This is a genomic window from Achromobacter sp. ISS7 (genome assembly GCF_056523125.1).
Genome location: NZ_JAWRZD010000001.1, coordinates 2,150,005 through 2,174,638 on the forward strand (window position 1 = coordinate 2,150,005; position 24,634 = coordinate 2,174,638).

A 24,634-nucleotide genomic window follows, 5' to 3' on the forward strand; every position below is an offset into this window, starting at 1 on the left:
GTCCGGTGGCGCGTCGGCTCAGGCGCGGGCCGGCAGCGCCGGGCGTTGCTTGCGGAAGGCGTTCTTGACGAGGATCTTGCCGTCCTGGAACGTGAAGACGTCGACCATGTCGGCCTCGACCCGCGAGCCGTCCGCCGCCGTGCCGGTGAAGGTGCATTCGGACACGCCGCGGTCGCCCGCCACCCAGTGACGGCCGTTGTTCCATTGCGCATCGGGGAAATTCTTCCAGGCCGCCTCGAAGGCCGCGCGCACGGCCTCGCGGCCGCGGTGCCGCGCGCCCCAGCGCTCGGCACCGCCAACCGTTTCGAAGACGCAGTCGTCGCTCATGAAGGACATCAGGGCGTCGATATCGTGGCGGTTCCAGGCGGCCGCGAACTCGGCCAGCATGTCCACGGTGACGGTCTTTTGCATTGCCTACCCTCCTCGATCGCCGGGCGCGGCATGCGCCCAGGCTGTAAACCCAAGGTACGCGGGGGGGTGGGCAGGGTCTAGAACCAGACGCGGCAAATCGCTTGCACCAGACCGCTCAAGGGCCCGGCGCCAGCGCCCTGGCGTACAGCGCCGCCACGGCGCAGCTGTCGACGCGCGCCTGCACCGCATCCGAGCGGCTGGTCAGCAGCACCGGCACGCGCGTGCCCAGCACCAGCCCGGCGGTGGCCGCGCCGGCCAGCCAGGTCAGTTCCTTGTAGAGCATGTTGCCGGCCTCGATGTCGGGCACCAGCAGGATGTCGGCATCGCCCGCCACGGGCGAGACGATGCCCTTCTGCTCGGCCGCCTGGCGCGAGATGGCATTGTCGAACGCCAGCGGGCCGTCGATCTGGCCGCCGCGGATCTGCTGGCGGTCGGCCATCTTCGACAACGCCGCCGCGTCCAGCGTGGCCGGCATGGCCGGGTTGACCGATTCGGTGGCGCACAGCACCGCCACCTTGGGCCGCGCCACGCCCAGCGCGCGCGCCAGGTCGATGGCGTTCTGCGCGATGTCGGCTTTCTCCTGCAGGGTCGGCGCGATGTTGACGGCGGCGTCGGTCAGGATGAACAGCTTGGGATAGGCCGCCGCCGCCATCACGAAGGCGTGGCTGATGCGCCGGCCGGTGCGCAGCCCGGATTCGCGCGCCACTACCGCCGACATGAAGTGGTCGGTGTGCAGGCTGCCCTTCATCAGCATGCCGACCGCGCCGTCGCGCGCCAGGCCGGCCGCGGCGCGCGCGGCCAGCGCCTCGTCGTCGGGCGTGTCGACGATCTCCAGCGAGCCCGGGCGCAGGCCCAGTTCGGCCATCAAGGCCGCCAGCCGGGCCGCCGGCCCGACCAGCAGCGGCTCGATATAGCCGGTCTCGCGGGCCTGCACGGCGGCGCCCAGGCTGGACGCGCACAGCGGGTAGGCCACCGCCGTGCGCACCCGCCCGGCCGACAGCGCCGCGGCGCGCAGCGGCTCGAACAAGCGGTCGCTGGCCATGGCGTCAGCCGCGCACCGGATCGATCGGCAGCGGCACCTCGCCGGGCTGGAACGGCTGGTTGACGTAGCGCTTGTACTTGTCCAGCAGGCGCAGCGGCTGCTTGAGCGCGTCGCGCCGGAACGGGTCGCCCAGTTCCTGGCTCACCATCATCTCCAGCACCGTGGTCTTGCCCTCGGACTGCGCCTTGCACGCCGCCTGCAAGGCCGCGCCGACCTGGTCGGCATGCTCGACCCGGATGCCCTCGGCGCCCATGGCCCGGGCAAGTTCCGCGAAGTTGGGGTTCAACAGGTTGCTGCCGACGAAGCGGCGGCCGTAGAAGTCCACCTGGTTCTTCTTCTCGGCGCCCCACTGGCCGTTGTGGAACACCACCGCCGTGACCGGGATGCGCTCACGCACGCAGGTCAGCAGTTCCTGGAAGCTCATGCACCAGGCGCCGTCGCCGACGTAGGCCACCGCCGGCCGGTCGGGCCGGCCCAGCTTGGCGCCGATCAGGGCCGGCAGGGCGTAGCCGCAATTGCCGAAGCTCATGGCGGCCAGCATCGAATCCGGCTCGTCGAAGCGCAGGTAGCTGTTGGACACCGAGCAGATGTTGCCGATGTCGGTGGACACCATCACGTGCCTGGGCATGGCGCGCTCCAGCTCGCGCAGCATGCGGCGCGGATGCATGCGGCCGCCGCCATGCTCGATGATGTCCAGGCTCCAGTCGTCGCGTTCGTGCGACCAGCCGTCCAGTTCCTTTTCCCAGGCGTTTTTCTGCGCCGCGATCTCTTCGCCGCGGGCCGTCTTGGTGGCCACGCAGGCTACCTCGCGATCACGCAGTTTCGCCGCCAATGCCGCCGCCGCGGGCTTGGCGTCGCCGCAGATGCCGACCGACACCGGCCGCACCAGGCCCAGCATGCGATGGTCGGCGTCGACCTGGATGATGCGCGCGCCCTGCGGCCAGTAATCCAGCCCGTGCTGCGGCAAGGTGCCGAAGGGCCCCAGGCGGGTACCCAATGCCAGCACCACGTCGGCCTGCGACAGCAGCTTCATGCCGGCCTTGGAGCCCTGGTAGCCCAGCGGCCCGCACCACAGCGGATGGCTGGCCGGGAAGGCGTCGTTGTGCAGGTAGCTGGTGACCACCGGCGCGCCCAGCAGTTCGGCCAAGGCCACGCATTCGGCCTGGCCGGCCGAGAACAGCACGCCGCCGCCGGCCACGATCACCGGAAATTTGGCGCCGGCCAACAGGCGCGCGGCCGCTTCCAGGTCTTCTTCCGAGCCGGGGCCGCGGCGGATGCGGCGCGGTTCCGGGATCGCCACGTCGATCTCGCCGTAGAAATAGTCGCGCGGGATGTTCAGCTGGGTCGGGCCGCGCTCGGCCAGCGCGTTGTCGAAGGCCTTGGCGGTGAATTCGGCCATGCGGTCGGGCCGGTTGACGTGCGCCTGGTACTTGGTGATGCGCGAGAAGATCGGCAGCTGCTCGGTTTCCTGGAAGCCGCCCAGGCCCATGCCGGAGGTGCCGGTCTCGGGCGTGATCGCCACCACCGGGCTGTGGGCCCAGTAGGCCGCGGCCACGCCGGTGACGAAGTTGGTGATGCCGGGGCCGTTCTGCGCGATGCAGACGCCGTGGCGGCCGGTGACGCGCGAATAGCCGTCGGCCATGTGGGCCGCGCCCTGCTCGTGCACCGTCGGCACGAAGCGGATGCCGGCGGCGGGGAACAGGTCCAGCGCGTCCATGAAGGCCGAGCCGACGATGCCGAAAACGTCCTTGACGCCCTGCGCCACCAGCGTCTCGACGAACGCTTCGCTGGGGGTCATGTGTTGCTTGCTGCTCATGGTCTCTCTCCTGGCGGACCGGCGCGGCTTGGATTGCATATTGGCCGGGGTAAACCGATACTGCAGCAGAAGCCCGGCGTTTCCCACCCTGCAGCGTTCCATTTTCTGCAGAATCCGCACCAACCTGGCGGCCTTTCGCCAAATCTTCAAATATTGAAAGATGAAAGACGAATCCTCCGCGGCGCTGCGCGCGCTGACCCTGCTGGAACAGGTCGCCGGATCCGAGGCGCCCGTGTCGCTGGCGGCGCTGACCGACGCCACCGGCCTGCCCAAGCCATCGGTGCTGCGCATCCTGTCGCGGCTGGTGGACGCCGGCATGCTGCTGCGCGAACCCGCCGGCAAGAGCTACATCACCGGCCCGCGCCTGTCGGCGCTGGCGCGCGCCACCCTGCTCAATTCGCCGCTGCGGGCCGAGCGCCACCGCATCCTCGACAGCCTGGTCGACGAGATCGGCGAGACCTGCAACTGCACCATGCTCGACGGCGACGAGGTCATCTACCTGGACCGGGTCGAGACCGCCTGGCCGCTGCGCGTCAACCTGCAGCCCGGCTCGCGCGTGCCGCTGCACTGCAGCGCCAGCGGCAAGCTGTTCCTGGCGCACATGCGGCGCGAGGCCCGCGCGCGCCTGCTGGCGGCCGCGCCGCTGCCGCGCTACACGCCCAACACCCTGTGCGACGCGGCCGCGCTGGAGCGCGAGCTGCTGGCGATCCGCAAGGAAGGCGCCAGCTTCGACCGCGAGGAATTCCTGCTGGGCATCGTCTGCATGGCCGTGCCCATCATGCGCGGACGCCGCGCCATCGCCGCGGTGGCGCTGCACGCGCCGGTGGCGCGGCTGTCGATCGATGGCGCGCGCGCCTGGCTGCCGCGCATGCAGGAGGCCGCGCGGGCGCTGGCCGGCACCTACGAACCGTCGGCCTGACCCCGCCGACGGCCGGCGCCCGCCTGCGCCGTGCCCCCCGCGCCGGGCCGCGCCGGGGGCCCCAGGCCTTACACTGTCGGCCGTATCCGTATTTATCGCAGTTCCTGCGAGAGCCCGACCGTGACCCAGACGCCCTTTACCACCCTGCCCCTCCTGCCCGCCCTGCTCGACAACCTGCAAAGCCTGGGTTTCGAGCACATGACGCCGATCCAGGCGCAAAGCCTGCCGCTGATCCTGGAAGGCCGCGACCTGATCGCGCAGGCCAAGACCGGCAGCGGCAAGACCGCGGCCTTCGGCCTGGGCGTGCTGCAGAAGCTCGATCCCGCGCGCCTGGCGCCGCAGGCGCTGCTGCTCTGTCCGACCCGTGAACTGGCCGACCAGGTGGCGCAGGAACTGCGCCGGCTGGCCCGCCAGATCGCCAACGTCTAGATCCTGACGCTGTGCGGCGGCGCCGCGGCGCGCCCGCAGGCCGAATCGCTGGCGCGCGGCACCCACATCGTGGTCGGCACCCCCGGCCGCATCCAGGACCACCTGGCACGCGGCAGCCTCGACCTGTCGGGCCTGACCACGCTGGTGCTGGATGAGGCCGACCGCATGGTCGACATGGGCTTCCATGACGATATCGTGGCGATCGCGTCGCATTGCCCCGCCAAGCGCCAGACCCTGCTGTTCTCGGCCACCTACCCCGACAACATCCGCAAGCTGAGCGCGCGCTTCCTGCGCAACCCGGCCGAGGTCAAGGTCGAGGCCCAGCACGACGCCAGCCGCATCGAGCAGATCTTCTACGAGATCGACCCCGGCGAGCGCCTGGACGCCGTGGCCAAATTGCTGGCGCATTTCCGCCCGGTCTCGACGCTGGCCTTCTGCAACACCAAGATCCGCAGCCACGACCTGGTCGAGCGGCTGCAGGCCGAGGGCATCAGCGCCCTGGCGCTGAACGGCGACCTGGAACAGCGCGAGCGCGACGAGATCCTGATCCAGTTCTCCAACCAGAGCTGCGCCGTGCTGGTGGCCACCGACGTGGCCGCGCGCGGCCTGGACATCCAGAACCTGGGCGCGGTCATCAACGTCGACGTGACCAAGGACACCGAGGTCCACGTGCACCGCATCGGCCGCAGCGGCCGCGGCGACCAGAAGGGCCTGGCCCTGAGCCTGTGCTCGCCCGACGAGATGCGCTGGGCCAACCTGATCGAGCAATACCAGGGCTCGCCCCTGACCTGGGGCGACCTGAAGTCGCTGCGGCCCAAGGCCGACCGGCCGCTGCGCGCGCCGATGGTGACCCTGTGCATCCAGGGCGGCAAGAAGGACAAGCTGCGCCCCGGCGACCTGCTGGGCGCCCTGACCGGCGACGGCGGCCTGGCCTTCGAGCAGGTCGGCAAGATCAACATCACCGAATTCAACGCCTACGTGGCGCTGGACCGCAAGATCGCCAAGCAGGCCTTCTCGCGCCTGTCCAACAGCAACATCAAGGGCCGGCGCTTCCGCATGCGCTACCTCGAGGAACTGTAAGCATTCGTCAGCGCCGCCCCGCCGCCGCGGGGCAAACGCTTGCTGGTCATATTCCGGATTTGTAATAATGGCCCACCTCGCGCCCTCGGGCGCGGGAACGGGAACCAAAGGCTCGGCGTGCGCTCAAACCGGCGCATCGCATCCCCTTAACCACCATAAAGAGAAATCCACCATGATCAAGTCCGACGATACCGGCAAGCTGATCCTGCGCCTGACCCTCGGCATTCTGATTCTGCTCCATGGCCTGTTCAAGATCACCGGCGGCGGCGTCGGCGGCATTGGCGGCATGCTGTCCTCGCACGGACTGCCCGGCTTCCTGGCCTATGGCGTCTACATCGGCGAGATCCTCGCGCCGGTGCTGCTGATCGTTGGCATCTACACCCGCCTGGGCGGCCTGATCATCGCCATCAACATGGTGGTCGCGATCCTGCTGGCGCACACCGGCCAGATCGGCAGCCTGACCAACAACGGCGGCTGGGCGCTGGAACTTCAGGGCATGTTCCTGTTCACGGCCCTGGCCATCGCCTTCATGGGCGCCGGCCGCTTCAGCCTGGCCGGCAACGGCGGCCGCTGGAACTGACCGCCGCGGCGCAAACCGCGCCAACCTGGAAGGCCGCCGCGAGGCGGCCTTTTTTCATGGGCGTCCGGCGCAGGCCCGCGCCCGCCGGAACAATTGCTACGAACGACATCAACGGTCACGCCGGCGCAAACATCCGTCACGCGAAAGCTGTTTCGGATCCATTACAGCGCCAGAACTCACCCCCGCGGCCGTGGCCTAATCCCTACGAGCCCAAGGAAGGCGTGACGCACGCCAGGCGCTCGGCAGGAGATCCCGAATGAAGAAGACGATTCTGTTGATGCTGGCGATGGCCAGCGCCCTTTCCGGTTGCGTGGTGGTGCCGGCGCGTCCGGCGTACTACCGGCCGGCGCCCGCCTATTACTATTACCCTGCGCCGCATTACTACTACCACGGCTATTGATCCGCGCGCCCCATCGCGCAAAGGAAATGCCATGAATGCCACCGCCAGGATTCCCCATTTGCGTCCGCTGGCCGCCGCCATCCTGATGACGGTCTGCGCGGGCGCGATGGCGCAGACCTACGCGCCACCGCCCGCGCCACCCGCTCCAGCCGCGCCGGCCTATGACAACGGCGACCCGTCCAATGCCAACCTCGCGCCGATCGAACGCAGCCCGCAACCGCCGCCGCCCCTGCCGGTCTACACGCAGCCGCCCGCCCCCGGCGACGGCTACATGTGGGTGCCGGGTTACTGGAGCCTGAACCGCTACGGCTATTTCTGGGTGCCTGGCGCCTGGGTGCTGGCGCCCTACACCGGCGCGCTGTGGACGCCGGGCTACTGGGGCTTCGTCGACGGCATCTACCTGTGGCACGCCGGCTACTGGGGGCCGCATATCGGCTTCTATGGCGGCATCAACTATGGTTTTGGTTATATCGGCATCGGCTACGTCGGCGGTTATTGGAACCACGACCGGTTCTTCTACAACCGCGCCGTGACCAACATCAACGTCACCCGCGTCACCAACGTCTACAACCACACGGTGGTGGTCAACAACAATATCGACAACCACCGCGTCAGCTACAACGGCGGCCCGTCGGGCGTCCAGCGCCAGGCCGATCCGCGCGAGATCGCCGCGCGCAACGAGCCGCACCATCCGCCCACCGACGTGCAACGCGGCTTCGTCCGCGATGCCGGCGGCAACCGCGCCCAGTTCTTCGACCGCAACCAGGGCCGCCCGCCGCAGGCCTTCGTCGACCATGCGGCGCCGCAGGGGCAACGCCCCGGCGGCGGCCCGGGCAACGGCCCCAACGGCGCCGCGCCCGGCGCGCGGCCGGACATGAACCGCGGCAATCCGGCCGCCATGCCTGCGGCAGCGGCCCCCGGACAGTCACGCACGCCGCCCCAGGGACAGCAACAACCGGGTCCGGGACGCGCGCCGCAAGTCCAGGCGTCGGGCCAGCCGCGCGGGCCGCAGGCGCAGCCCCAGGGCCAGTTCCATGGCACGGCGCAGGCCGCGCCGTCCGCCCAGCCGCCTGCGCGCGGTCCGGCGCAGACGCCGCCGCAGGCGCAGCCGCAAGCGCGTCCGCAGCCGGCCGCACGCACCGGTCCGCCGCCTGACAACCTGGCCCAGGCCGCCGCGCGCGAACACCGCGCCGCGCCGCAGCACCGGCCCGAAAGCCGACCGCCGCAAGCCAGCCCGCAACGCGCGGGCGGGGGTGGCGGGGGTGGCGGCCGTCCGCAGGGCGGCCACGAGGCTCCGCGCGGCGGCGATCGGGGCGCGCCGCACGAACGCGGCCGCGAATGATGGCCGGGCCGCTCGGCCAAGCCGGCAGTGCCCGCGGGATCAGCCCCGATCCCGCACCGGCAACGCCGGCCGGAGCGACCCAAGAGGCCGTCTGAAACTACGTCGACTGACGCCGCGCTGACAGTCGCCGCGCTGGCTTCCGGCGCACGCCGCGGCTACAGTGGAAGCCTTGACGCCGCGTTGCCGCGCGGCGTTTACCGGAGACCCCCATGAAGCGCCTTGCCCCCCTGTTCCTCGCTTGCGGCCTGCTGGCCGGCACCGCCGCCCACGCCGCGCTCAACGTCGGCGCGCCCGCCCCCGACTTCAGCACCCAGGCCTCGCTCGGCGGCAACGTGTTCACCTTCAAGCTGGCCGAAGCCCTCAAGCAAGGCCCGGTGGTGCTGTATTTCTATCCGGCCGCCTTCAGCAAGGGCTGCACCATCGAGGCCCATGATTTCGCCGAGGCCACCGACGAATACAAGTCGCTGGGCGCCACCGTCATCGGCGTCTCGGCCGACGACATCGACACCCTGAACAAATTCTCGGTCAGCGAATGCCGCAGCAAGTTCGCGGTGGCGGCCGACGGCGACGGCAAGATCATGAAGGCCTACGACGCGGTGCTGGACGCGCGTCCCGATCGCGCCCAACGCGTGTCCTACGTGATCTCGCCCGAAGGCAAGATCCTGTACGAATACACCAACATGAACCCCGAGGCCCACGTCACCAACACCATGCGCGCCCTGCGCGACTGGAAGGCCGGCAAGAAATAACGCCGCCGCCAACAAAAAAGGGAGGGCCGAGGCCCTCCCTTTTTTCATGCCGGCGCCGGCTCTCGCCCAGGCAGGACCGGCGGCCGCGATGCCTTCAATTGAACGGCCACACCGTCGGATGCGTGCCGGGCGGGTTCGACGGCCGGCTCCAGCGGGCCGGCGTGACCGAGAACTGCGCCGCGTGGCGCATCGCGATCAATTCGCCGAAGCCCGACGGCTCCGTTTCCATCAAGCCCTCGAAACCCGGCATGGCGCGGTTCAGCCCGCCCTCGACGCGGCCCAGCGTGCGCAGCCAGTGCGCGGTCTGCGCCAGCGACACCCGCACGTGCCAACTGCCGCCCTCGGTGGCCTGGCGCGCCAGCGCTACCTGCGCGCCGAACGCCATCAGGTAACCCGAGGCGTGATCCAGGATCTGCATCGGCAGCGCCCGGGGCGCGTCCTGGCCGGCCGCCTCGGCTTCCGCGTGATTGAAGCCCGCGGCGGTCTGCACCAGCGAATCGAAGCCGCGCCGGTTGGCCCACGGGCCGGTGGCGCCATAGGCGGTCAGGGACACGTAGACAATGCCCGGGCGCAGGCGCGCCGCGTCCTGCGGGCCGAACCCCAGCGCGGCCATGCCGCCGGGGCGGTAGCCCTGCACCAGGACGTGCGCGCTGCGCAACAGGTTGGCCAGCGCGATGCGGCCATCGGCGGTGTCCAGGTCGGCGTGCACCGACAGCTTGCCGCGGCTGGTATCGATCAGGTTGGCGATGTTGGGCAGGTGCGGCGAATTCACCAGCATCACGTCCGCGCCATAGGCCGCCAGGGCCCGGCCACAGACCGGACCGGCGATGATGCGAGTCAGGTCCAGGACGCGGATGTCCTGCAGCGGGCGCGCATCATGCCCGTACTTGGGCAGGGGCCGCGGGTCGGCCTCGCCGATGCGCTCGATCGTCAGCAGCGGCTGCGCCGCGATCGCCTGGCCCTGGGGATGGCGATCCCATTCGTCGAAGCTGCGCATGGCGGTGACCACCATGCCGGCGTCCGCCGCCACCTGCTCGAAGTCCTGCGCGCGCCAACGGCCCAGCGCCTGCTCGACCGCTTCGCGGGTGGCGCCGTCGCCGGTCGGACAGCCCAGCAAGGCCAGGGCGCCGTCGCGATGGTGCGGAAAATTGGCGTGGATGCGGACCCAGCCGCCGTCGCCACAGCGGTAGACCCCGGTGATCGGATCGCGCGGATCGGGCGCGGCGCCATTGATCACGAAATGGCTGCGGCATTCCTGGGCGGCGTGCAGCATATCGACGCCGACCTGCTGCCGCTCGCCGCCCCGCAGGTGCCAGAGCTCGGCCGCGGCCAGGGCCGCCGCCGCCATGCTGACCTGCGCCGCGGTGCCCACCGCGAAGGACGATGGCAGCACCGGTTCGGCGCCAATCAGCACCGCGTGCTCGAGCGACTCGTCCGGCAGGTCGAGCGAGCGCCAGAGCTGTTGCAAGACGTCGCGCGGCGTCTTGGTGGCGGGTGAGCGTCCCCTCAGGAAGGACGCGCGAAAATCCATCAGATGTCCCATGGCGTTTGTCTTTTTACTTTGGCGTTGAATGAATTACATGGCGCTGGGCGAGGCCGCGTCAATATGCTGGAAGCGCCAGCGTGTTTCATGGTTTGACCGGCGTTTTTGCCGATTTCCCGGGGCTGGCGCGTGCCCCCCCTGTGCCCGCCGGCGAACCGCCGGCCGCCGGCGCCGTCACATCTACTCGTAGTTTTTACATGGTGTGGGCAGCCTGCCGGACCAGCGCGGACGCGCCCGCCGGCGCGATAGAATGCCAGCCTTGCCGCGCCCTCCCCGCCGCCCTCTTTTCCGGACCGACCGCCCCCATGCATACCCTGATCTGGCTGCGCACCGACCTGCGCCTGCACGACAACCCCGCCCTGGCGGCCGCGGCGCAGGCGGGCACGGTCACCGCCCTGTTCATCGCCGCGCCGGCCCAATGGCGACTCCACGGCGACGCCCCGGCCAAGGTCGATTTCTGGCTGCGCAACCTGCGCGAACTGTCGGAGGACCTGGGCCGCTTGGGCATTCCGCTGAAGCTGCTGACGCTGGACACCTGGGACCAGGTGCCCGAGGCGCTGGCGGGTTTCTGCCGCGAGCACGACATCGCGCAGGTCCACGCCAACACCGAATGGGCCGTCAACGAGCGCCGCCGCGACGACGCCGTGGCGCAGCGGCTGGCCGAGGCCGACATCGACTGGAAGCTGCATCACGGCGCGTCGCTGCTGCGTCCCGGCACCGTGGTGACCGGCAAGGGCGATTGCTACCGCGTCTACACGCCCTATGCGCGCGCCTGCCGCGAACGCCTGCGCAGCGCCCCGCTGCGCGCGGTGCCGGCGCCCAAGCCGCAGGCCGCGCCGGCCTGGGCGGCCGACCCGCTGCCGGACGCCTTCGACGGCTACGCGCCCGCCAGCGACGCCATCCGCGCGCTGTGGCCCGCCGGCGAGAGCGCGGCCGGCGACCGGCTGGACGCCTTCGCCGACGGCGTCATCGACGCCTATCGCGATGAACGCGACTTTCCCAGCCTGCCGGCCACCAGCTGCCTGTCGCCCTACCTGGCGGCCGGCGTGCTGTCGCCGGGCCAGGCGCTGCGCGCGGCGCAGGCCGCCAACCACGGCGAACTGGAAAGCGGCAACGCCGGCGCCGCCACCTGGATCAACGAACTGCTGTGGCGCGAGTTCTACCAGCACTTGCTGGCGGCCTGCCCGACGCTGTCGATGCACCAGCCGATGAAACCGGAAACCGCCGCGGTGCCCTGGCGCGACGCGCCCGACGACCTGCGCGCCTGGCAGGAAGGCCGCACCGGCCTGCCGATCGTCGACGCCGCCATGCGCCAGCTGCTGGCGCTGGGCTGGATGCACAACCGGCTGCGCATGGTCACGGCCATGTTCCTGTCCAAGAACCTGCTGATCGACTGGCGCGAGGGCGAGGCCTGGTTCATGGCGCACTTGGTCGACGGCGACCTGGCGGCCAACAACGGCGGCTGGCAATGGAGCGCGTCCACCGGCGCCGATTCGGTGCCCTACTTCCGCGTCTTCAACCCACTGTCGCAGTCGCGCAAGTTCGATCCGCGCGGCGCGTTCCTGCGCGAATGGCTGCCCGAGCTGGCCCACCTGGACGACAGCGCCATCCACGATCCCAGCCCGATGGAGCGCGCGGCGGCCGGCTATCCCATGCCCATCGTCGACCTGCCGCAGAGCCGCCTGCGGGCGCTGGAAGCCTTCGGCAACCTGCCCAAGGCCTGAACAACGGGCAAAATCGTCCATCACATCACGGCCGCGACCTTTCGCGGCCGTTTACGTTTCGCATCGTTTCAAAATATTTTGATGTAGATCAACCCGGCGATATCGCCCGTCCCCGATAATCCGGCAGCAACACGCCCCCCGCCCATCACAGGACGAAAGACGCATGCGCAACAACCAGCCGGTCTACGACAAGGAATACACGCTTCACGACGAGCAGTACCTGATCTCGCGCACCGACGCCCGCGGCCGCATCATCTACGCCAATCCCGCGTTCGTGGAGGTCAGCGGCTTCACCCGCGAGGAACTGGTGGGCGCCGCCCACAATATCGTGCGCCACCCCGACATGCCGGAAGAGGCGTTCGAGGACCTGTGGCGCACCATTCAGCGCGGCGAATCCTGGACCGGGGTGGTCAAGAACCGCCGCAAGGACGGCGGCTTCTACTGGGTGCTGGCCAACGTCACCCCCATCATCGAGCGCGGCGAGACGGTCTGTTATGCCTCGGTGCGGGTCAAGCCGACCCGCGCCCAGATCGAGGGCGCGGACGCCGCCTACCGGCAGTTGCGCGCCGGCGCCGCGCGCGGCTTCAGGCTCAGCCGCGGCCAGGTCAAGCCGACCGGCCTGCGCGGCGTGTTGGCGCGTCTCAAGATCTGGCGCCTGACGGGCGTGCGTTCGCGCATGCTGGCCTGGGCCATGCTGGCCTCGGCGCTGTTCCTGGGCGCGGCCGGCGTGGCGTTGTACGGCATGCTCGACCGCATGAGCACCGAGGAGATCGCGCTGGCGGCGGCCATGCTGGCCAGCGGCGTGATCCTGATCTTCGCCTCGGGCTGGGGCTTTGCCCGCTCGATCACCGGCCTGCTGGTCACCGCCACCGACTTCACCCGCCAGATCGCCGCCGGCAACCTCAGCACGCCGCTGCCGCCCGCCAGCATCCGCGACGAGATCGGCGCCCTGAAATTCTCGCTGGAAGTGATGCGCAAGAGCCTGGTCAGCATCACCCGCGACGTCCACAACGGCATCGAAAGCGCGCTGACCTCGGCCGCCGAGATCGCCGACGGCAACGCCGACCTGTCGGCCCACACGCAGCGCCAGGCCGCCTCGCTGGAGGAAGCCGCGGCCAGCATGGAACAGCTGGCGTCCACCGTGAAGCAGACCGCCACCAACGCGCACGGCGCCGACCAGATGGCCAGCCAGGCATCCGACGTGGCCCGGCGCGGCGGCCAGGTGGTGGATGAGGCGGTGCAGGCGATGCAGGGCATCGTGCAAAGCACCTCGCGCATCAGCGAGATCGTCGGCATCATCGACGGCATCGCCTTCCAGACCAACATCCTGGCGCTGAACGCCGCGGTCGAGGCGGCTCGCGCCGGCGAGGCCGGCAAGGGCTTCGCGGTGGTGGCGTCCGAAGTGCGCAGCCTGGCGCAGAAGAGCGCCACCGCCGCGCGCGAGATCAAGGAACTGGTCGAGACCTCGAACCACAAGGTCGAGGACGGCGTGCGCCACGTCGAGCGCGCCGGCGAAGCGATGCTGGACATCGTCGAGTCGGTGCGGCAGGTGACCCAGATCGTCAATGAGATCGCGGCCACCTCGAACGAGCAGCACACCGGCATCGACAACGTCAGCCGCACCATCTCGGAAACCGACAGCGCCGCGCAGAGCAACGCGGCGCGGGTCGAACAGGCCAGCCTGGCGGTGGACAACCTGCGCACGCGCGGCGCGCAGCTGCGCCACGCCATCGAGGTGTTCCGCATCGCCGGCGCCCAGACCGTGCTGCCCAAGCGTGCTCCCGCGCCGGCGCCGGCGGCGCTGATCGCCTCGCCGCGTCAGGGCCAGCCGTTGCTGGAACAGCGCGCCTCGTAAGGCCTGCCTGTCGCCGGCGCTCAGGCGCCGGCCGCGGCCGCCTGGATCGCCGCCAGCTGGCCCGCCAGCCCGGCGCGCGCGGCGGCAAAGCGGCCATCCAGCGCCGCCGTGCCCACCGTGAATCCCGCCGCCCCGGCGCGGCACGCCGCCCGGATGCGCTCGGGCGTGTCGAGCGAGCCGGCCACGATCACCGGCGCGCCCGCCGCGCATACCTGCGCCATCAGCGCCGGCACGTCGACGCTGGCGCGATAGGCCAGCAGGTCCAGCCCATGCACGCCGGGCAGGCCGGCCAGTTGCGCGGCGCTGCGCGCGATGTCCTCGCGCGAGCCGCCCAGGATGCTGGGATGCCCGTGGACCTGGCCGGGAAACGGGTAATAGCGGATGCGCGAGTCCGCCAGCAGCGGCAGCGCGTCGGCCGCGTGCGTGCCGCCCAGCAGACAGTCGACGTCCAGTTCCAGCGCGGCGCGCACCGACGCCAGCTCGCTGTCCCGGTCCTGCGACACCACTTCCAGGTAACTGCGCGCGCCCGCCTCGCGGATGGCGCGGTTCAGCCGCCGCAATACCGGCAGCGGCTGGCCGATGTCCTTGAAGCCGATGTGGCGCACCCCGCACGCGAGCGCCGTGTCCAGGTGGGCGGCGGCGTCCGCCACGGTGCGGTCGTTGCGGGTCAGCATGAAGATGAAGTCGGCGGGCATGATGTCCTGGATGATGAAGGGTTCGAATGTAGCGTTCAAGCCATTGGCTGGAACGGCGCGGGGTTCACGCGGCCGCCGCGTGGGCGGCGAGCCGGAAGGCCTGGTCGATGGCGGTCCGCAGGCTGGATGGGTCGGCGATGCCCTGCCCGGCGATGTCGAACGCGGTGCCGTGGTCGGGACTGGTGCGCACGAACGGCAGCCCCAGGGTGATGTTCACGCCCTGCTCCAGGCCCAGGTACTTCACCGGGATCAGGCCCTGGTCGTGGTACTGCGCCACCACCACGTCGAAGCGTCCCTGCCGCGCCTGCATGAATACCGTGTCGCCCGGCCACGGGCCGCAGGCATCGATGCCTTCGCGGCGCGCGGCCTCGATCGCCGGCCGGATGATGCGCTGCTCCTCGTCGCCGAACAGGCCGCCCTCGCCGGCATGCGGATTCAGGCCGGCCACCGCCACGCGCGGCGCCGGCGCGCCAAGCGCGCGGCCACCCTGGTGGGCCAGCCGGATCGCCGACAACTGCGCCTCGAAGTCGGCGCGCTCGATGGCCTGGCGCAGCGAACAATGAATGGTGACCAGCACCGTGGCGATGGCGTCGTTGGCCAGCATCATCGCCACGCGGCCCGCGCCGCCGCGCTCGGCCAGTATCTCGGTATGGCCGGGATACGGCACCCCGGCCGCGGCCAGCGCTTCCTTGTGGATCGGCGCGGTGACGATGCCGGCCACCCGCCCCTGGCGCGCCAGGTCGATGGCCAGGCAGATGGCCTGGTACGCCGCCCGGCCACAGTCCGCGCCGACCCGGCCGAATGGCGGCGGCGACGGCAGCGCGGACGACGGCACCAGGCAGATGCGGTCCGGCCGCGGATCGATGTCGTCCACGTCGGCCACCACCCGCAACCGCGCGGCCGCGCCCAGCGGCGCCAACGCGCGCGCCATCACGGCCGGATCGCCCACCGCCACGCAACGCTCGGCGTAATGCGGCGACAGCAACGTCTTGGCGACGATCTCCGGCCCGATGCCGGCGGGGTCGCCCAGGGTGATGGCCATGGGCCAGGCAGGCACGGGCCGTTCGGCGCGCACGGGGGAAGGATTCATCGGCACAGCAGTCTCCAGGCGGCGTCGCGCAAGGCCTCGGGGCCGCCGAAGCCGCCCGCCTTCATGGCGATCGCCAGTTGCCGACCCGCGCAATCGGCCGTTCCGGCGGGAAAGCCGGGCGCCAGTTCGCAGGTCAAGGTAAATGCGTCGATGGCCAGCGCGTCGAGCAGCGCGGCCAGGGTGTCGCCGCCGGTTGCGATCAGGCCGTCGAACCGGTGCGACGCCAGCGCGAGCATGGCCTGCCGCACCAGCGCCGCCAGCACCGCCGCCGGATCGGCCCGCGCCGTGGCGGGCGCCATCAGGCACGCCAGCCCGGCGTCCGGGGCGATCTCGTCCGCGCGGTCCGCCACCTGCGCGCCGGCGGCCCGCAGGGCCTCGCCTTGCGCCCGGCTGGCCGGATTGGCGCTGCCGATCACCACCAGCACCCGGCGCGCGCGCGGCGGCCGCGCCAGGCCGGGAGCCGCGTCGCCGCAGCGCGCCGCCAGCGCCCGGGCCAGGCCGGGAGACCCGGCCCACAGGCAGGAGCCGTGCGTCCACAATTGCGCGACCCGCTCGTCCAGCGCCGCCTGCGTGGTCGCGTCCAGCACCAGCACCCTGGCGTTGCGCGCGGCGTCGCGCAATTGCGCCGGGTCCGCGTCCTCGGCCACCACCCGGGCCGGCCCGCTGGCCGGATCGATCAGGTCGAGCAGGCGCGCGGCGCGCGCCGGATGCACCGGATCGGCGGCATAGACGCTGGCGTCGACCCGCTCGCCATGCACGTACTGGATACCGCCGCGCGTCACGCGCCCGGCCTCGGGAAAGGCCGGCGCCACCACCAGCAGGCGCCGCCCGCTGGCGTGTAGCGCCGCGGCCAGCTCCGCCCGGACGTGGCCGCGCAGGGTGGAATCCACGGTCTTGTAGAGAATGCCGCGCCCGGCCAGCGCGGCGGCGGCCCGCGCCACCGCGTCCACGGCGTCGGCTTCGGGCTGCCCGCGGCTGCCGGTGTCGACCGACAGCACGCATTCCCCGGCCGGCCCGGCAACGCCCCGGCGCACCCGCGCCGAACCGGCCCAGGGCAGGAACGGGCCGGCGCCATCGGCGGCGCTGGTCAGATCGTCGGCGATGATGCCGACGCGGGGAGAAAGCAGTTCCGGAGTGTCCATACCGGTGATTAAAATGCAGATCACCCCGCAGTAAAATCCATCATTTCTGACGTTTATTCGTGATATATCATCACCAATGCCAGCCACCCGCCGTCCCTCGCTGAACGACCTGCGCGCCTTCGAGGCGGTGGCGCGCCTGGGGTCCGTGCGCGCCGCCGCCGACGAACTGTCGCTGACCCACGGCGCGGTCAGCCGCCGCGTGACGAAGCTGGCCGATGACCTGGGCCTGACGCTGGTCGAACCGGCCGGACGCGGCCTGCGCATCACCGACGGCGGCCAATTGCTGGCCTCGTCCATGGGCCGCGCGCTGGCGCTGATCCACGACGCCATCGACACCCTGCAGGCGCGCGACGCGCAGCGCCCCGTGGTGCTGTCGTGTGAACGTTCGGTCGCCATGCGCTGGCTGATTCCGCGCCTGTCGCTGTTCCAGGACCGGCATCCGGATATCGAGCTGCATCTGTCGGTGGGCGGCGGACCGCTGGACTTCGCCCGCGACCAGGTCACGCTGGCGCTGCGGCGCCTGGACTTCCCGGTGCATCCCGACTGGATCGTCACCCCGCTGATGGCAGAGAGCATGGGGCCGGTGATGGCGCCGTCGCTGTTGCCCGCGTTCGAGGCCGGCGACTACGTGGCGCTGTCTTCGCGCACCCGGCCGCGCGCCTGGGACGACTGGCTGCGCCAGGCGGGGCATCCCGCGCCGCGCGCCAGCCGTCACCTGGATCATCATTTCCTGATGGTGGAAGCGGCCGCCGCCGGCCTGGGCGTGGCGCTCAGTCCGCGCCTGCTGGCGCAGGACGACCTGCGCAGCGGGCGGCTGGTCGCGCCGGCCGGATTCGCCCCGGACGGCTCGCACTATGGCTTGATCGAGTCGCGCGGCGCCCCGGCGGGCGCGGCGCCGGCGCTGGCGGCGCTGAAGCGGTGGCTGGCCGAGGCGGTGGCCGAGGCCTGACGCGAAGGACGGATCCGGGCGCCGTTATTGCGGCACCGCGGCGTCCTTGTCGAGCCGCTTGATGAACACCAGCAATTCCTTTTCGACCTGTTTGTCGCCGCGCGCCTGCGCCGCCTTCAGGCCCGATTCCCAGGCGGCGCGGGCGCCGGCCTTGTCGCCGCGGCCGAGGCAGGCCTTGCCCAGCCATTTCCAGGCCACCGAGTACGCCGGATCGAAGACCAGCGAGGCGCGCAGGTGCGTCTCGGCGTCGCCGTAGCACTCCTGCTCGGCGTAGGCCTTGCCCAGCGAAAATCGCAACAACATGTTGTCGGTGCCCTTGGCCAACATGGTTTCCAGACGATCGATCATTTCCCGCATGGCCGGCCTCCTTTGCGCCGATTGCGCTGACTGCGATGGCACATGATAGGCCGCTGGCCGCGCATCGGCGGCAATGGCCCCGCGCCGCGCAGGGAAAGCGGCGGCGCATCGCACAAGCATCGGTTTCCTTGCGTTTCAAGCGGCGTCGCGACGGGAATGGCGGTGCGACTATCCTGTCACACGCTCAGGGCCCGCCGCGTCTCGCGCGGCCGACCCTGACCGCCTGCTGACGGCAGGCCGCAACCGTCAACCCGCAAGGTGCCGCTTCATGCCGAACATGCGCCTCCTCCTGCGCCGCCTGGCGCCCCGGCTGCCGCCGCTGGCGGCCCTGGCGCTTGCCGCCCCGCTGCTGGCCGCGCCGCCCGCCGCGCCCAACGCCGCCGCCAACGGCCACGACGCCGAGGCCCAGGCGCTCGACGCCGCGCTGGTCAACCGCATCACCTGGGGCGCCACCCCGGCCGAGCTGGCGCGCATGCGCGAACTCGGTCCGCAGCGCTATCTGCAGGCGCAACTGCATCCCGATCCGAGGGCGCGCCTGCCCGCCGCCGTGCAGCAGCGCATCGACGCCCTGTCGATCTCGCGCCAGAGCGCCGAGGACGCGCACGCCGAGCAGCGCGGCCTGCGCCAGGATGCCAAGGACGCCGACCCCGGCCGCAAGCAGGAGGCCCAGCGCGACGCCCGCGCCATTTCGCGCCAGCGCGCCGACGACACCGCCAGCCGCGCGCTCTACCGCGCGCTGTACTCGCCCAACCAGCTACAGGAGCAGATGACCTGGTTCTGGATGAACCACTTCAACGTCTACGCGGCCAAGAACGACGTCGGCACCTATATCGACCAATACGAGGAACGCGCCATCCGCCCGCACGCGCTCGGCAAGTTCCGCGACCTGCTGGCGGCCACGCTGCGTTCGCCGGCGATGCTGGCGTACCTGGACAACACCCAGAACGCCGCCGGCCACATCAACGAGAACTACGCGCGCGAACTGATGGAGCTGCACACGCTGGGCGTCAAGGGCGGCTACACGCAGGCCGACGTGCAGGAACTGGCGCGCATCCTCACCGGCCTGGGCATCCACAACCAGGCGGGCCCGCCCAAGGTCCGGCCCGCGCTGCGCGGCCAGGTGGTGCTGGACGGCCTGTTCCTGTTCAACCCGGCGCGCCACGACTACGGCGACAAACAGTTCCTGGGCCACTCCATCCGCGGCGCCGGCCTGGCCGAGGTGGACGAGGCCGTGGACCTGCTGGCGCGCCATCCCGCCACCGCGCGCTTCATCAGCGCCAAGCTGGCCGCCTACTTCATGGGCGACGCGCCGCCGGCCTCGGTCATCGACAAGATGGCGCGGACCTTCCTGGCCAGCGACGGCGACATCGCCGCCACCTTGCAGACGCTGTACGGCTCGCCGGAATTCACGCAGTCGCTCAAGGCCGGCGTGTTCAAGGACCCCGTGCACTACGTGTACTCGGCCTTGCGGCTGACCTACGCCGACCTGCCGCCCATCGTCAACCCGCGCCCGGGCCTGGCCATGCTGCGGCAACTGGGCCAGCCGCTGAACCAGCGCCTGACGCCCGACGGTTATCCGCAGGCGCAGTCGGACTGGGCCGGCTCGGGCCAGATGACCGCGCGCTTCGAAGTGGCGCGCGCCATCGCCGCCGCGCCCCAGGCCTTCTACCGCGAGGGCGACGACAAGGGACCGGTGGAATTACCGCGCATGCCCGACCTGCTGCGCGAGAACGCCGGCGACGGCCTGTTCGCGCGCCTGTCGCCCGCCACCCGCGACACCATCGCGCAAGCGAAGAACCCCAAGGACGCCAACACCTATCTGCTGGCCTCGCCCGAATTCATGCGGCGCTGAGCCGCTGCCGCAGGAGAAACCCCATGGATCGCCGCCGCATACTGCAACTCATGGCCTCGGCGCCGCTCGTCTTCGGCGCCAGCCGCCTGTACGCCGCGCCGGCCGCCGCCAACAACAAGCTGCTGGTCGTCTTCATGCGCGGCGCCTACGACGCCGCCAGCCTGCTGGTGCCCGCCAACAGCGACTTCTATTACGAGTCGCGCCCGGGCATCGCCATCGCCAGGCCCGGCAGCGGCGCCGGCGCCGCCCTGCCCCTGGCCGACGGCTGGGCCCTGCACCCGGCGCTGGCCGAGAGCCTGATGCCCTTCTACCAGAAGCGCCAGCTGGCCTTCGTGCCGTTCGCCGGCACCGACGACACCAGCCGCAGCCACTTCGAGACCCAGAACCGCATCGAACTCGGCCAGGGCGCGGCCCGCGACAGGAGCGGCGACTTCCGCACGGGCTTCCTGAACCGCCTGGCCGCCGCACTCGACGGCAAGGACATGCAGGCGGCCGCTTTCACCTCCGAGGTGCCGCAGATCTTCCGCGGTGCCGAGCGCGTGCCCAACATCGACCTGGGCGGCGCGGCCCGCAAGTCGCGCCTGTCCGAGGCCGACAACCGCGCCATCGCCGCCATGTACCAGTACACCGACCTGGGCGCCTCGGTCGCCGAGGGCCAGCGCATCATGGGCGCCACGCGCGCCGAAATCGACGCCGAAATGGAGGCCGCCAGCGGCAACGCCGTGTCGGCCGACAGGCTGGAGCAGGAAGCGCGCCGCATCGGCCGCTTCATGCGCGACAGCTACAACCTGGGCTTCGTCGACGTCGGCGGCTGGGACACCCACGTCGGCCAGGGCGGCGCCAGCGGCATGCTGGCCAACCGGCTCGGCCAGCTGGGCCGGGCGCTGGCCGGCTACGCAGATGCCATGGGCCCGGCCTGGAAACAGGCCACGGTCGTCGTCATCAGCGAATTCGGCCGCACCTTCCGCGAAAACGGCAACAAGGGCACCGACCACGGCCACGGCACGGTCTACTGGGTGCTGGGCGGCAATGTGCGGGGCGGCCGCATCGCCGGCCGCCAGGTCCCGGTCAAACGCGACACCCTGTTCCAGGACCGCGACTACCCGGTGCTCAATGAATACCGCGCGCTGTTCGCCGGCCTGTTCTCGCGCCTGTATGGCCTGCCGCCGGCCCGGCTGGCGCAGGTGTTCCCGGGCACCACGCCGCTCGACCTGAAACTGGTCTGAACGCAGACCAAGGGTATACCCGCATCGGCAACAGGGATTTGCGGCGGCGCGCGCGCGCGGCTGCTCTAAAATTCGCGCTCCCTTCCCTGTCGCCGCGGCCCCGTGCGCCCGGCCCTCTCCCCGGTTTTACATGCCCCTGCATCTCATCGCGCTGGCCGCCGCCGCTTTCGGCATCGGCACCAGCGAATTCGTCATCATGGGCCTGCTGCCCAACGTTGCCGCCGACCTGGACGTCAGTATCGACATCGCCGGCCTGCTGATCACGGGCTACGCCATGGGCGTGGTGATCGGCGCCCCCATCATGGCCATCATCACCGCGCGCCTGCCGCGCAAGGCCACGCTGATCGGCCTGGCCAGCACCTTCGTGCTGGGCAACCTGCTCTGTGCGATGGCGCCGGGCTACGCCACGCTGATGGCCGCGCGCGTCTTCACCGCCTTCTGCCATGGCGCCTTCTTCGGCATCGGCGCGGTGGTGGCCGCCGACCTGGTGCCGCGCCACCAGCGCTCCAGCGCCATCGCGCTGATGTTCACGGGGCTGACGCTGGCGAATGTGCTGGGCGTGCCCCTGGGCACCGCGCTGGGCCAGGTGGCGGGCTGGCGCTCGACCTTCTGGGTGGTCAGCGGCATCGGCCTGGCCGCGGTGGCGGCGCTGGCGGCCTGGCTGCCCGGCCGCATTCCCATGCAACCCGGCAACATCCTGCGCGAGTTCCGCGTGCTGCGCGACGTGCGCGTGCTGTGGCCGCTGCTGGCCAGCGTGCTGGCCTCGGCCGCGCTGTTCTGCGTGCTGACCTACATCGCGCCGATCCTGCGCGACATCACCGGCGTGTCCGAACGCGGCGTGACCGGCGTGCTGCTGCTGTTCGGCGTCGCGCTCACGGTGGGCAGCACGCTCGGCGGCAAGCTGGGCGACCGCAACCTGGAAGTGTCGCTGCGCCGCATCTTCCTGGGCCTGCTGCTGGTGTTCCTGGCGCTCAGCCAGGCCATCCACGCGCTGGCGCCGATGCTGGTGATGACCTTCATCTGGGGCACGCTCGGCTTTGCCGTGGTGCCGCTGCTGCAGACGCTGATCGTGGACCAGGCGGCCGAAGCCCCCAACCTGGCCTCGACCCTGAACCAGGGCGCCTTCAACCTGGGCAACGCCGGCGGCGCCTGGCTCGGCAGCCTGGCGCTGGGCCATGGCCTGCCGCTGACCGACCTGCCGTGGATGTCGGCCGCCATCACCGCGGCGGTGTTGCTGCTGACCCTGTGGGGCACGCGCTACTATGGGCGCCACGCCGGGATGGCGCAGCCGCCGCAACCCGGCGCGCTGGCCTCGTCCCGTTCCGACGCCTGACTCCAAGGAGCCCGCATGAGCACGATCTACGATTTCTCGGCCCGCGACATCCACGGCGCCGACCAGCCGCTGGCCGCCTACCGCGGCCGGGTGCTGCTGGTGGTGAACGTGGCCTCGAAATGCGGCTTCACGCCGCAGTATTCGGGCCTGGAAGAGCTGTACCGCGCCCTGCGCGAAGACGGCCTGACGGTGCTGGGCTTTCCCTGCGACCAGTTCGGCCGCCAGGAGCCGGGCAACGAGGCCGAGATCCTCGACTTCTGCACCACGCAGTACGACATCACCTTCCCGCTGTTCGCCAAGATCGACGTCAATGGCGCCGACGCCGACCCGCTGTACCGCTGGCTCAAGGGCGAAAAGCCCGGCGTCTTCGGCACCGAGGGCATCAAGTGGAACTTCACCAAGTTCCTGGTGGGCCGCGATGGCCAGGTGATCAAGCGCTACGCCCCCACCGACACCCCGGCCGGCCTGAAGGACGACATCGTCCGCGCCCTGGCGGCGCCCGCCGTTTAACGCAACGGCGGCAGGCGGCGGCGCACGGTGTGCGCCTTGATGATGGCGGTGTTGGTCTCGGCGAACTCGGTCACGCGCTCCAGGATGCCGTCCAGGTGCGTGATCGAGCGCAGCACCACCCGCGCGATGAAGCAGTCGTCGCCCGTGACCTTGTCGCATTCGACGAATTCCGGGATCTGCTGGATCAGCCCCTCGACCCGCCGCAACTGCCCCGGCAATGGCCGGATGCGCACGATCGCCTCCAGCGTATAGCCCAGCGCCACCGGATCCACGTCCAGCGTGTAGGCGCGTATCACCCCCGATTCCTCCAGCCGCCGCAGGCGGTCGGCCACGCTCGGCGCGGACATGCCGACCTGGCGCGCCAGGTCGGCGGTGGTGGTGCGCGCGTTGGCCGTCAGCATCTCCACCAGGCGGCGATCGATACCATCCAGGACCGGGCTTTCATTCTTTAGGTCATTCTGCATAAATTCCACCCGAACGAAGGTTCAACGACGAATCCGCCGCAGCAACATCATATAACCGGCCCGATCGGCCTGGGATAATTTCTCCATCGAATCGCGGACCGCACGGTCCCCTGGAGCCTTCCATGTCCCCCTCATCCGATCGCCTCGGCCTGGCCCAGATGGCCGCCGCCATGACCCTGTCCGGCACCCTGGGCGTGTTCGTCCTCGAATCCGGCCAGAGCGCCTGGAACGTGGTGTTCTTCCGCTGCGTCTTCGGCGCCCTGTCGCTGTTCCTGTACTGCTGGGCCCGCGGCCTGCTCAAGCCCGGCCTGTTCACGGCCCGCACGCTGGCGCTGGCCCTGGCCGCCGGCGCCGCGCTGGTGCTGAACTGGGTGCTGCTGTTCTCGGCCTACCGCCTGGCGTCGATCTCGCTGGCCACCGCCGTCTACAACGTGCAGCCCTTCTTCCTGATCGGCCTGGGCGCGCTGTTCCTGGGCGAACGCCCCACGCGCGGCAAGCTGGCGTGGTCGGTGATCGCCTTCGCCGGCCTGATGCTGGTGCTCAAGCTCACCGACCACGGCGGCGGCGACGCCTATCTGTCGGGCCTGCTGCTGGGGCTGGGCGCGGCGGCCCTCTATGGCATCACCGCCGTCATCGTCAAGCGCCTGAAGGGCATCCCGCCGCAGGTGCTGGCGCTGGTGCAGGTGACGCTGGGCGCGGTGATGCTGCTGCCCATGGCCGACTTCCAGGCGCTGCCCGCGGCGCCGCTGCAATGGGGCTACCTGGTGGCGCTGGGCCTGGTCCACACCTGTCTGATGTACATCCTGATGTACTCGGCGATCCAGAAGCTGCCCACCACCTCGACCGCCGCCCTCAGCTTCATCTACCCGGCCGTGGCGATCCTGCTGGACCTGGTGGTGTACGGCCACCGCATGGACGCCACCCAGGTGCTGGGCGTGGCCATGATCTTCGTGGCGGCCGCCGGCGTCAGCCTGAACTGGCAGTGGCGCCTGTGCGGCGGCGCCCGGCCCGGCGCGGCCTGACCCGGGCGGCGGGCCAAACCCGCACCGCGCCCCCGGGTATTCGGCCGCCCGCCCCTCGCGCCGCTATCATGGGCCTTCCGATCCGCCGGCATTGGCCGGCGGCG

Annotated in this window: 22 protein-coding genes and 1 pseudogene; 14 read left to right on the plus strand and 9 right to left on the minus strand. The window is 70.8% G+C overall.

Annotation, left to right across the window (positions count from 1 at the left end; genetic code table 11):
- Positions 1-18 precede the first annotated feature (18 nt).
- The 3 genes from AC1HFW_RS09650 to xsc form a co-directional block, all read right to left on the minus strand.
- Entirely contained in the window at positions 19-411 is a 393-nt protein-coding gene (locus tag AC1HFW_RS09650) for a nuclear transport factor 2 family protein (RefSeq protein WP_479282977.1), read from the minus strand.
- Between the two features lie 115 nt (positions 412-526).
- A complete protein-coding gene (locus AC1HFW_RS09655; RefSeq protein ID WP_479282979.1) occupies positions 527-1,453 on the minus strand; it encodes a bifunctional enoyl-CoA hydratase/phosphate acetyltransferase in 927 nt (308 codons plus the stop codon).
- A gap of 4 nt (positions 1,454-1,457) precedes the next feature.
- The gene (gene xsc, locus AC1HFW_RS09660; RefSeq protein WP_479282981.1) at positions 1,458-3,269 is read right to left on the minus strand and encodes a sulfoacetaldehyde acetyltransferase; all 1,812 of its coding nucleotides are present in this window, start codon (positions 3,267-3,269) and stop codon (positions 1,458-1,460) included.
- Between the two features lie 160 nt (positions 3,270-3,429).
- On the opposite strand from xsc, the gene AC1HFW_RS09665 reads away from it, so the two are divergent.
- From AC1HFW_RS09665 to AC1HFW_RS09690, 6 genes and pseudogenes are all read left to right on the plus strand, one after another.
- Positions 3,430-4,188 (plus strand): IclR family transcriptional regulator, encoded by a 759-nt coding sequence (locus AC1HFW_RS09665; protein WP_116521837.1) that lies wholly within the window; start codon positions 3,430-3,432, stop codon positions 4,186-4,188.
- Between the two features lie 120 nt (positions 4,189-4,308).
- Positions 4,309-5,697, plus strand: a pseudogene (gene dbpA / locus AC1HFW_RS09670) (ATP-dependent RNA helicase DbpA).
- 172 nt (positions 5,698-5,869) lie between these two features.
- Positions 5,870-6,277: a DoxX family protein gene (locus tag AC1HFW_RS09675; RefSeq protein WP_006390061.1), complete on the plus strand. Its 408-nt coding sequence runs from the start codon at positions 5,870-5,872 to the stop codon at positions 6,275-6,277.
- Between the two features lie 256 nt (positions 6,278-6,533).
- The gene (locus AC1HFW_RS09680) at positions 6,534-6,677 is read left to right on the plus strand and encodes a hypothetical protein (protein ID WP_006390060.1); all 144 of its coding nucleotides are present in this window, start codon (positions 6,534-6,536) and stop codon (positions 6,675-6,677) included.
- A gap of 31 nt (positions 6,678-6,708) precedes the next feature.
- Positions 6,709-8,019: a YXWGXW repeat-containing protein gene (locus AC1HFW_RS09685; RefSeq protein WP_479282984.1), complete on the plus strand. Its 1,311-nt coding sequence runs from the start codon at positions 6,709-6,711 to the stop codon at positions 8,017-8,019.
- 209 nt (positions 8,020-8,228) lie between these two features.
- Positions 8,229-8,768 (plus strand): peroxiredoxin, encoded by a 540-nt coding sequence (locus tag AC1HFW_RS09690; protein ID WP_061071045.1) that lies wholly within the window; start codon positions 8,229-8,231, stop codon positions 8,766-8,768.
- Positions 8,769-8,862: 94 nt separating this feature from the next.
- On the opposite strand, the gene AC1HFW_RS09695 is transcribed toward AC1HFW_RS09690, so the two are convergent.
- Positions 8,863-10,311: a CoA transferase gene (locus tag AC1HFW_RS09695; RefSeq protein ID WP_479282986.1), complete on the minus strand. Its 1,449-nt coding sequence runs from the start codon at positions 10,309-10,311 to the stop codon at positions 8,863-8,865.
- 305 nt (positions 10,312-10,616) lie between these two features.
- Between AC1HFW_RS09695 and phrB the strand changes: the two genes are divergently transcribed.
- Positions 10,617-12,035: a deoxyribodipyrimidine photo-lyase gene (gene phrB / locus AC1HFW_RS09700; RefSeq protein WP_479282988.1), complete on the plus strand. Its 1,419-nt coding sequence runs from the start codon at positions 10,617-10,619 to the stop codon at positions 12,033-12,035.
- A gap of 163 nt (positions 12,036-12,198) precedes the next feature.
- Positions 12,199-13,890, plus strand: a complete 1,692-nt coding sequence (locus AC1HFW_RS09705; protein ID WP_006395306.1) for a methyl-accepting chemotaxis protein — start codon at positions 12,199-12,201, stop codon at positions 13,888-13,890.
- Positions 13,891-13,910: 20 nt separating this feature from the next.
- Here AC1HFW_RS09705 and AC1HFW_RS09710 read toward each other — a convergent pair whose 3' ends face one another.
- From AC1HFW_RS09710 to AC1HFW_RS09720, 3 genes are read right to left on the minus strand one after another with little or no spacing between them, the layout of a single operon-like run.
- A complete protein-coding gene (locus AC1HFW_RS09710; protein WP_116521843.1) occupies positions 13,911-14,624 on the minus strand; it encodes a 4-hydroxythreonine-4-phosphate dehydrogenase in 714 nt (237 codons plus the stop codon).
- A gap of 25 nt (positions 14,625-14,649) precedes the next feature.
- A complete protein-coding gene (gene pdxA, locus AC1HFW_RS09715) occupies positions 14,650-15,675 on the minus strand; it encodes a 4-hydroxythreonine-4-phosphate dehydrogenase PdxA (RefSeq protein WP_479282991.1) in 1,026 nt (341 codons plus the stop codon).
- Positions 15,672-16,817 (minus strand): four-carbon acid sugar kinase family protein, encoded by a 1,146-nt coding sequence (locus tag AC1HFW_RS09720; protein ID WP_479282993.1) that lies wholly within the window; start codon positions 16,815-16,817, stop codon positions 15,672-15,674. The genes pdxA and AC1HFW_RS09720 overlap by 4 nt, the downstream gene beginning before the upstream one ends.
- A 76-nt stretch (positions 16,818-16,893) precedes the next feature.
- Here AC1HFW_RS09720 and AC1HFW_RS09725 point away from each other — a divergent pair, with 76 nt between their 5' ends.
- Entirely contained in the window at positions 16,894-17,766 is an 873-nt protein-coding gene (locus AC1HFW_RS09725; RefSeq protein WP_479282995.1) for a LysR substrate-binding domain-containing protein, read from the plus strand.
- Positions 17,767-17,790: 24 nt separating this feature from the next.
- Here the strand turns inward: AC1HFW_RS09725 and AC1HFW_RS09730 are convergent, their stop codons facing one another.
- On the minus strand, positions 17,791-18,123 hold the full coding sequence (locus AC1HFW_RS09730) for a hypothetical protein (RefSeq protein WP_080977441.1): 333 nt from the start codon (positions 18,121-18,123) through the stop codon (positions 17,791-17,793).
- A gap of 268 nt (positions 18,124-18,391) precedes the next feature.
- Here AC1HFW_RS09730 and AC1HFW_RS09735 point away from each other — a divergent pair, with 268 nt between their 5' ends.
- The 4 genes from AC1HFW_RS09735 to AC1HFW_RS09750 all read left to right on the plus strand — a co-directional run bounded on the left by AC1HFW_RS09735 (position 18,392) and on the right by AC1HFW_RS09750 (position 23,044).
- The gene (locus tag AC1HFW_RS09735; protein WP_479282996.1) at positions 18,392-19,975 is read left to right on the plus strand and encodes a DUF1800 domain-containing protein; all 1,584 of its coding nucleotides are present in this window, start codon (positions 18,392-18,394) and stop codon (positions 19,973-19,975) included.
- A 23-nt stretch (positions 19,976-19,998) separates the two neighbouring features.
- Entirely contained in the window at positions 19,999-21,201 is a 1,203-nt protein-coding gene (locus tag AC1HFW_RS09740; RefSeq protein ID WP_479282998.1) for a DUF1501 domain-containing protein, read from the plus strand.
- Between the two features lie 130 nt (positions 21,202-21,331).
- Positions 21,332-22,534: an MFS transporter gene (locus AC1HFW_RS09745; RefSeq protein ID WP_238889436.1), complete on the plus strand. Its 1,203-nt coding sequence runs from the start codon at positions 21,332-21,334 to the stop codon at positions 22,532-22,534.
- Between the two features lie 15 nt (positions 22,535-22,549).
- Positions 22,550-23,044 carry a glutathione peroxidase gene (locus AC1HFW_RS09750; protein ID WP_006395316.1) on the plus strand — a complete coding sequence of 165 codons (495 nt, stop codon included), beginning with the start codon at positions 22,550-22,552 and terminating at the stop codon, positions 23,042-23,044.
- Here AC1HFW_RS09750 and AC1HFW_RS09755 read toward each other — a convergent pair.
- Positions 23,041-23,508 carry an Lrp/AsnC family transcriptional regulator gene (locus tag AC1HFW_RS09755; RefSeq protein ID WP_061071036.1) on the minus strand — a complete coding sequence of 156 codons (468 nt, stop codon included), beginning with the start codon at positions 23,506-23,508 and terminating at the stop codon, positions 23,041-23,043. The two genes, AC1HFW_RS09750 and AC1HFW_RS09755, sit on opposite strands and share 4 nt — an antisense overlap.
- A gap of 122 nt (positions 23,509-23,630) precedes the next feature.
- Here AC1HFW_RS09755 and AC1HFW_RS09760 point away from each other — a divergent pair, with 122 nt between their 5' ends.
- The gene (locus AC1HFW_RS09760) at positions 23,631-24,530 is read left to right on the plus strand and encodes a DMT family transporter (RefSeq protein ID WP_479283000.1); all 900 of its coding nucleotides are present in this window, start codon (positions 23,631-23,633) and stop codon (positions 24,528-24,530) included.
- The last annotated feature ends 104 nt before the right edge of the window (positions 24,531-24,634 follow it).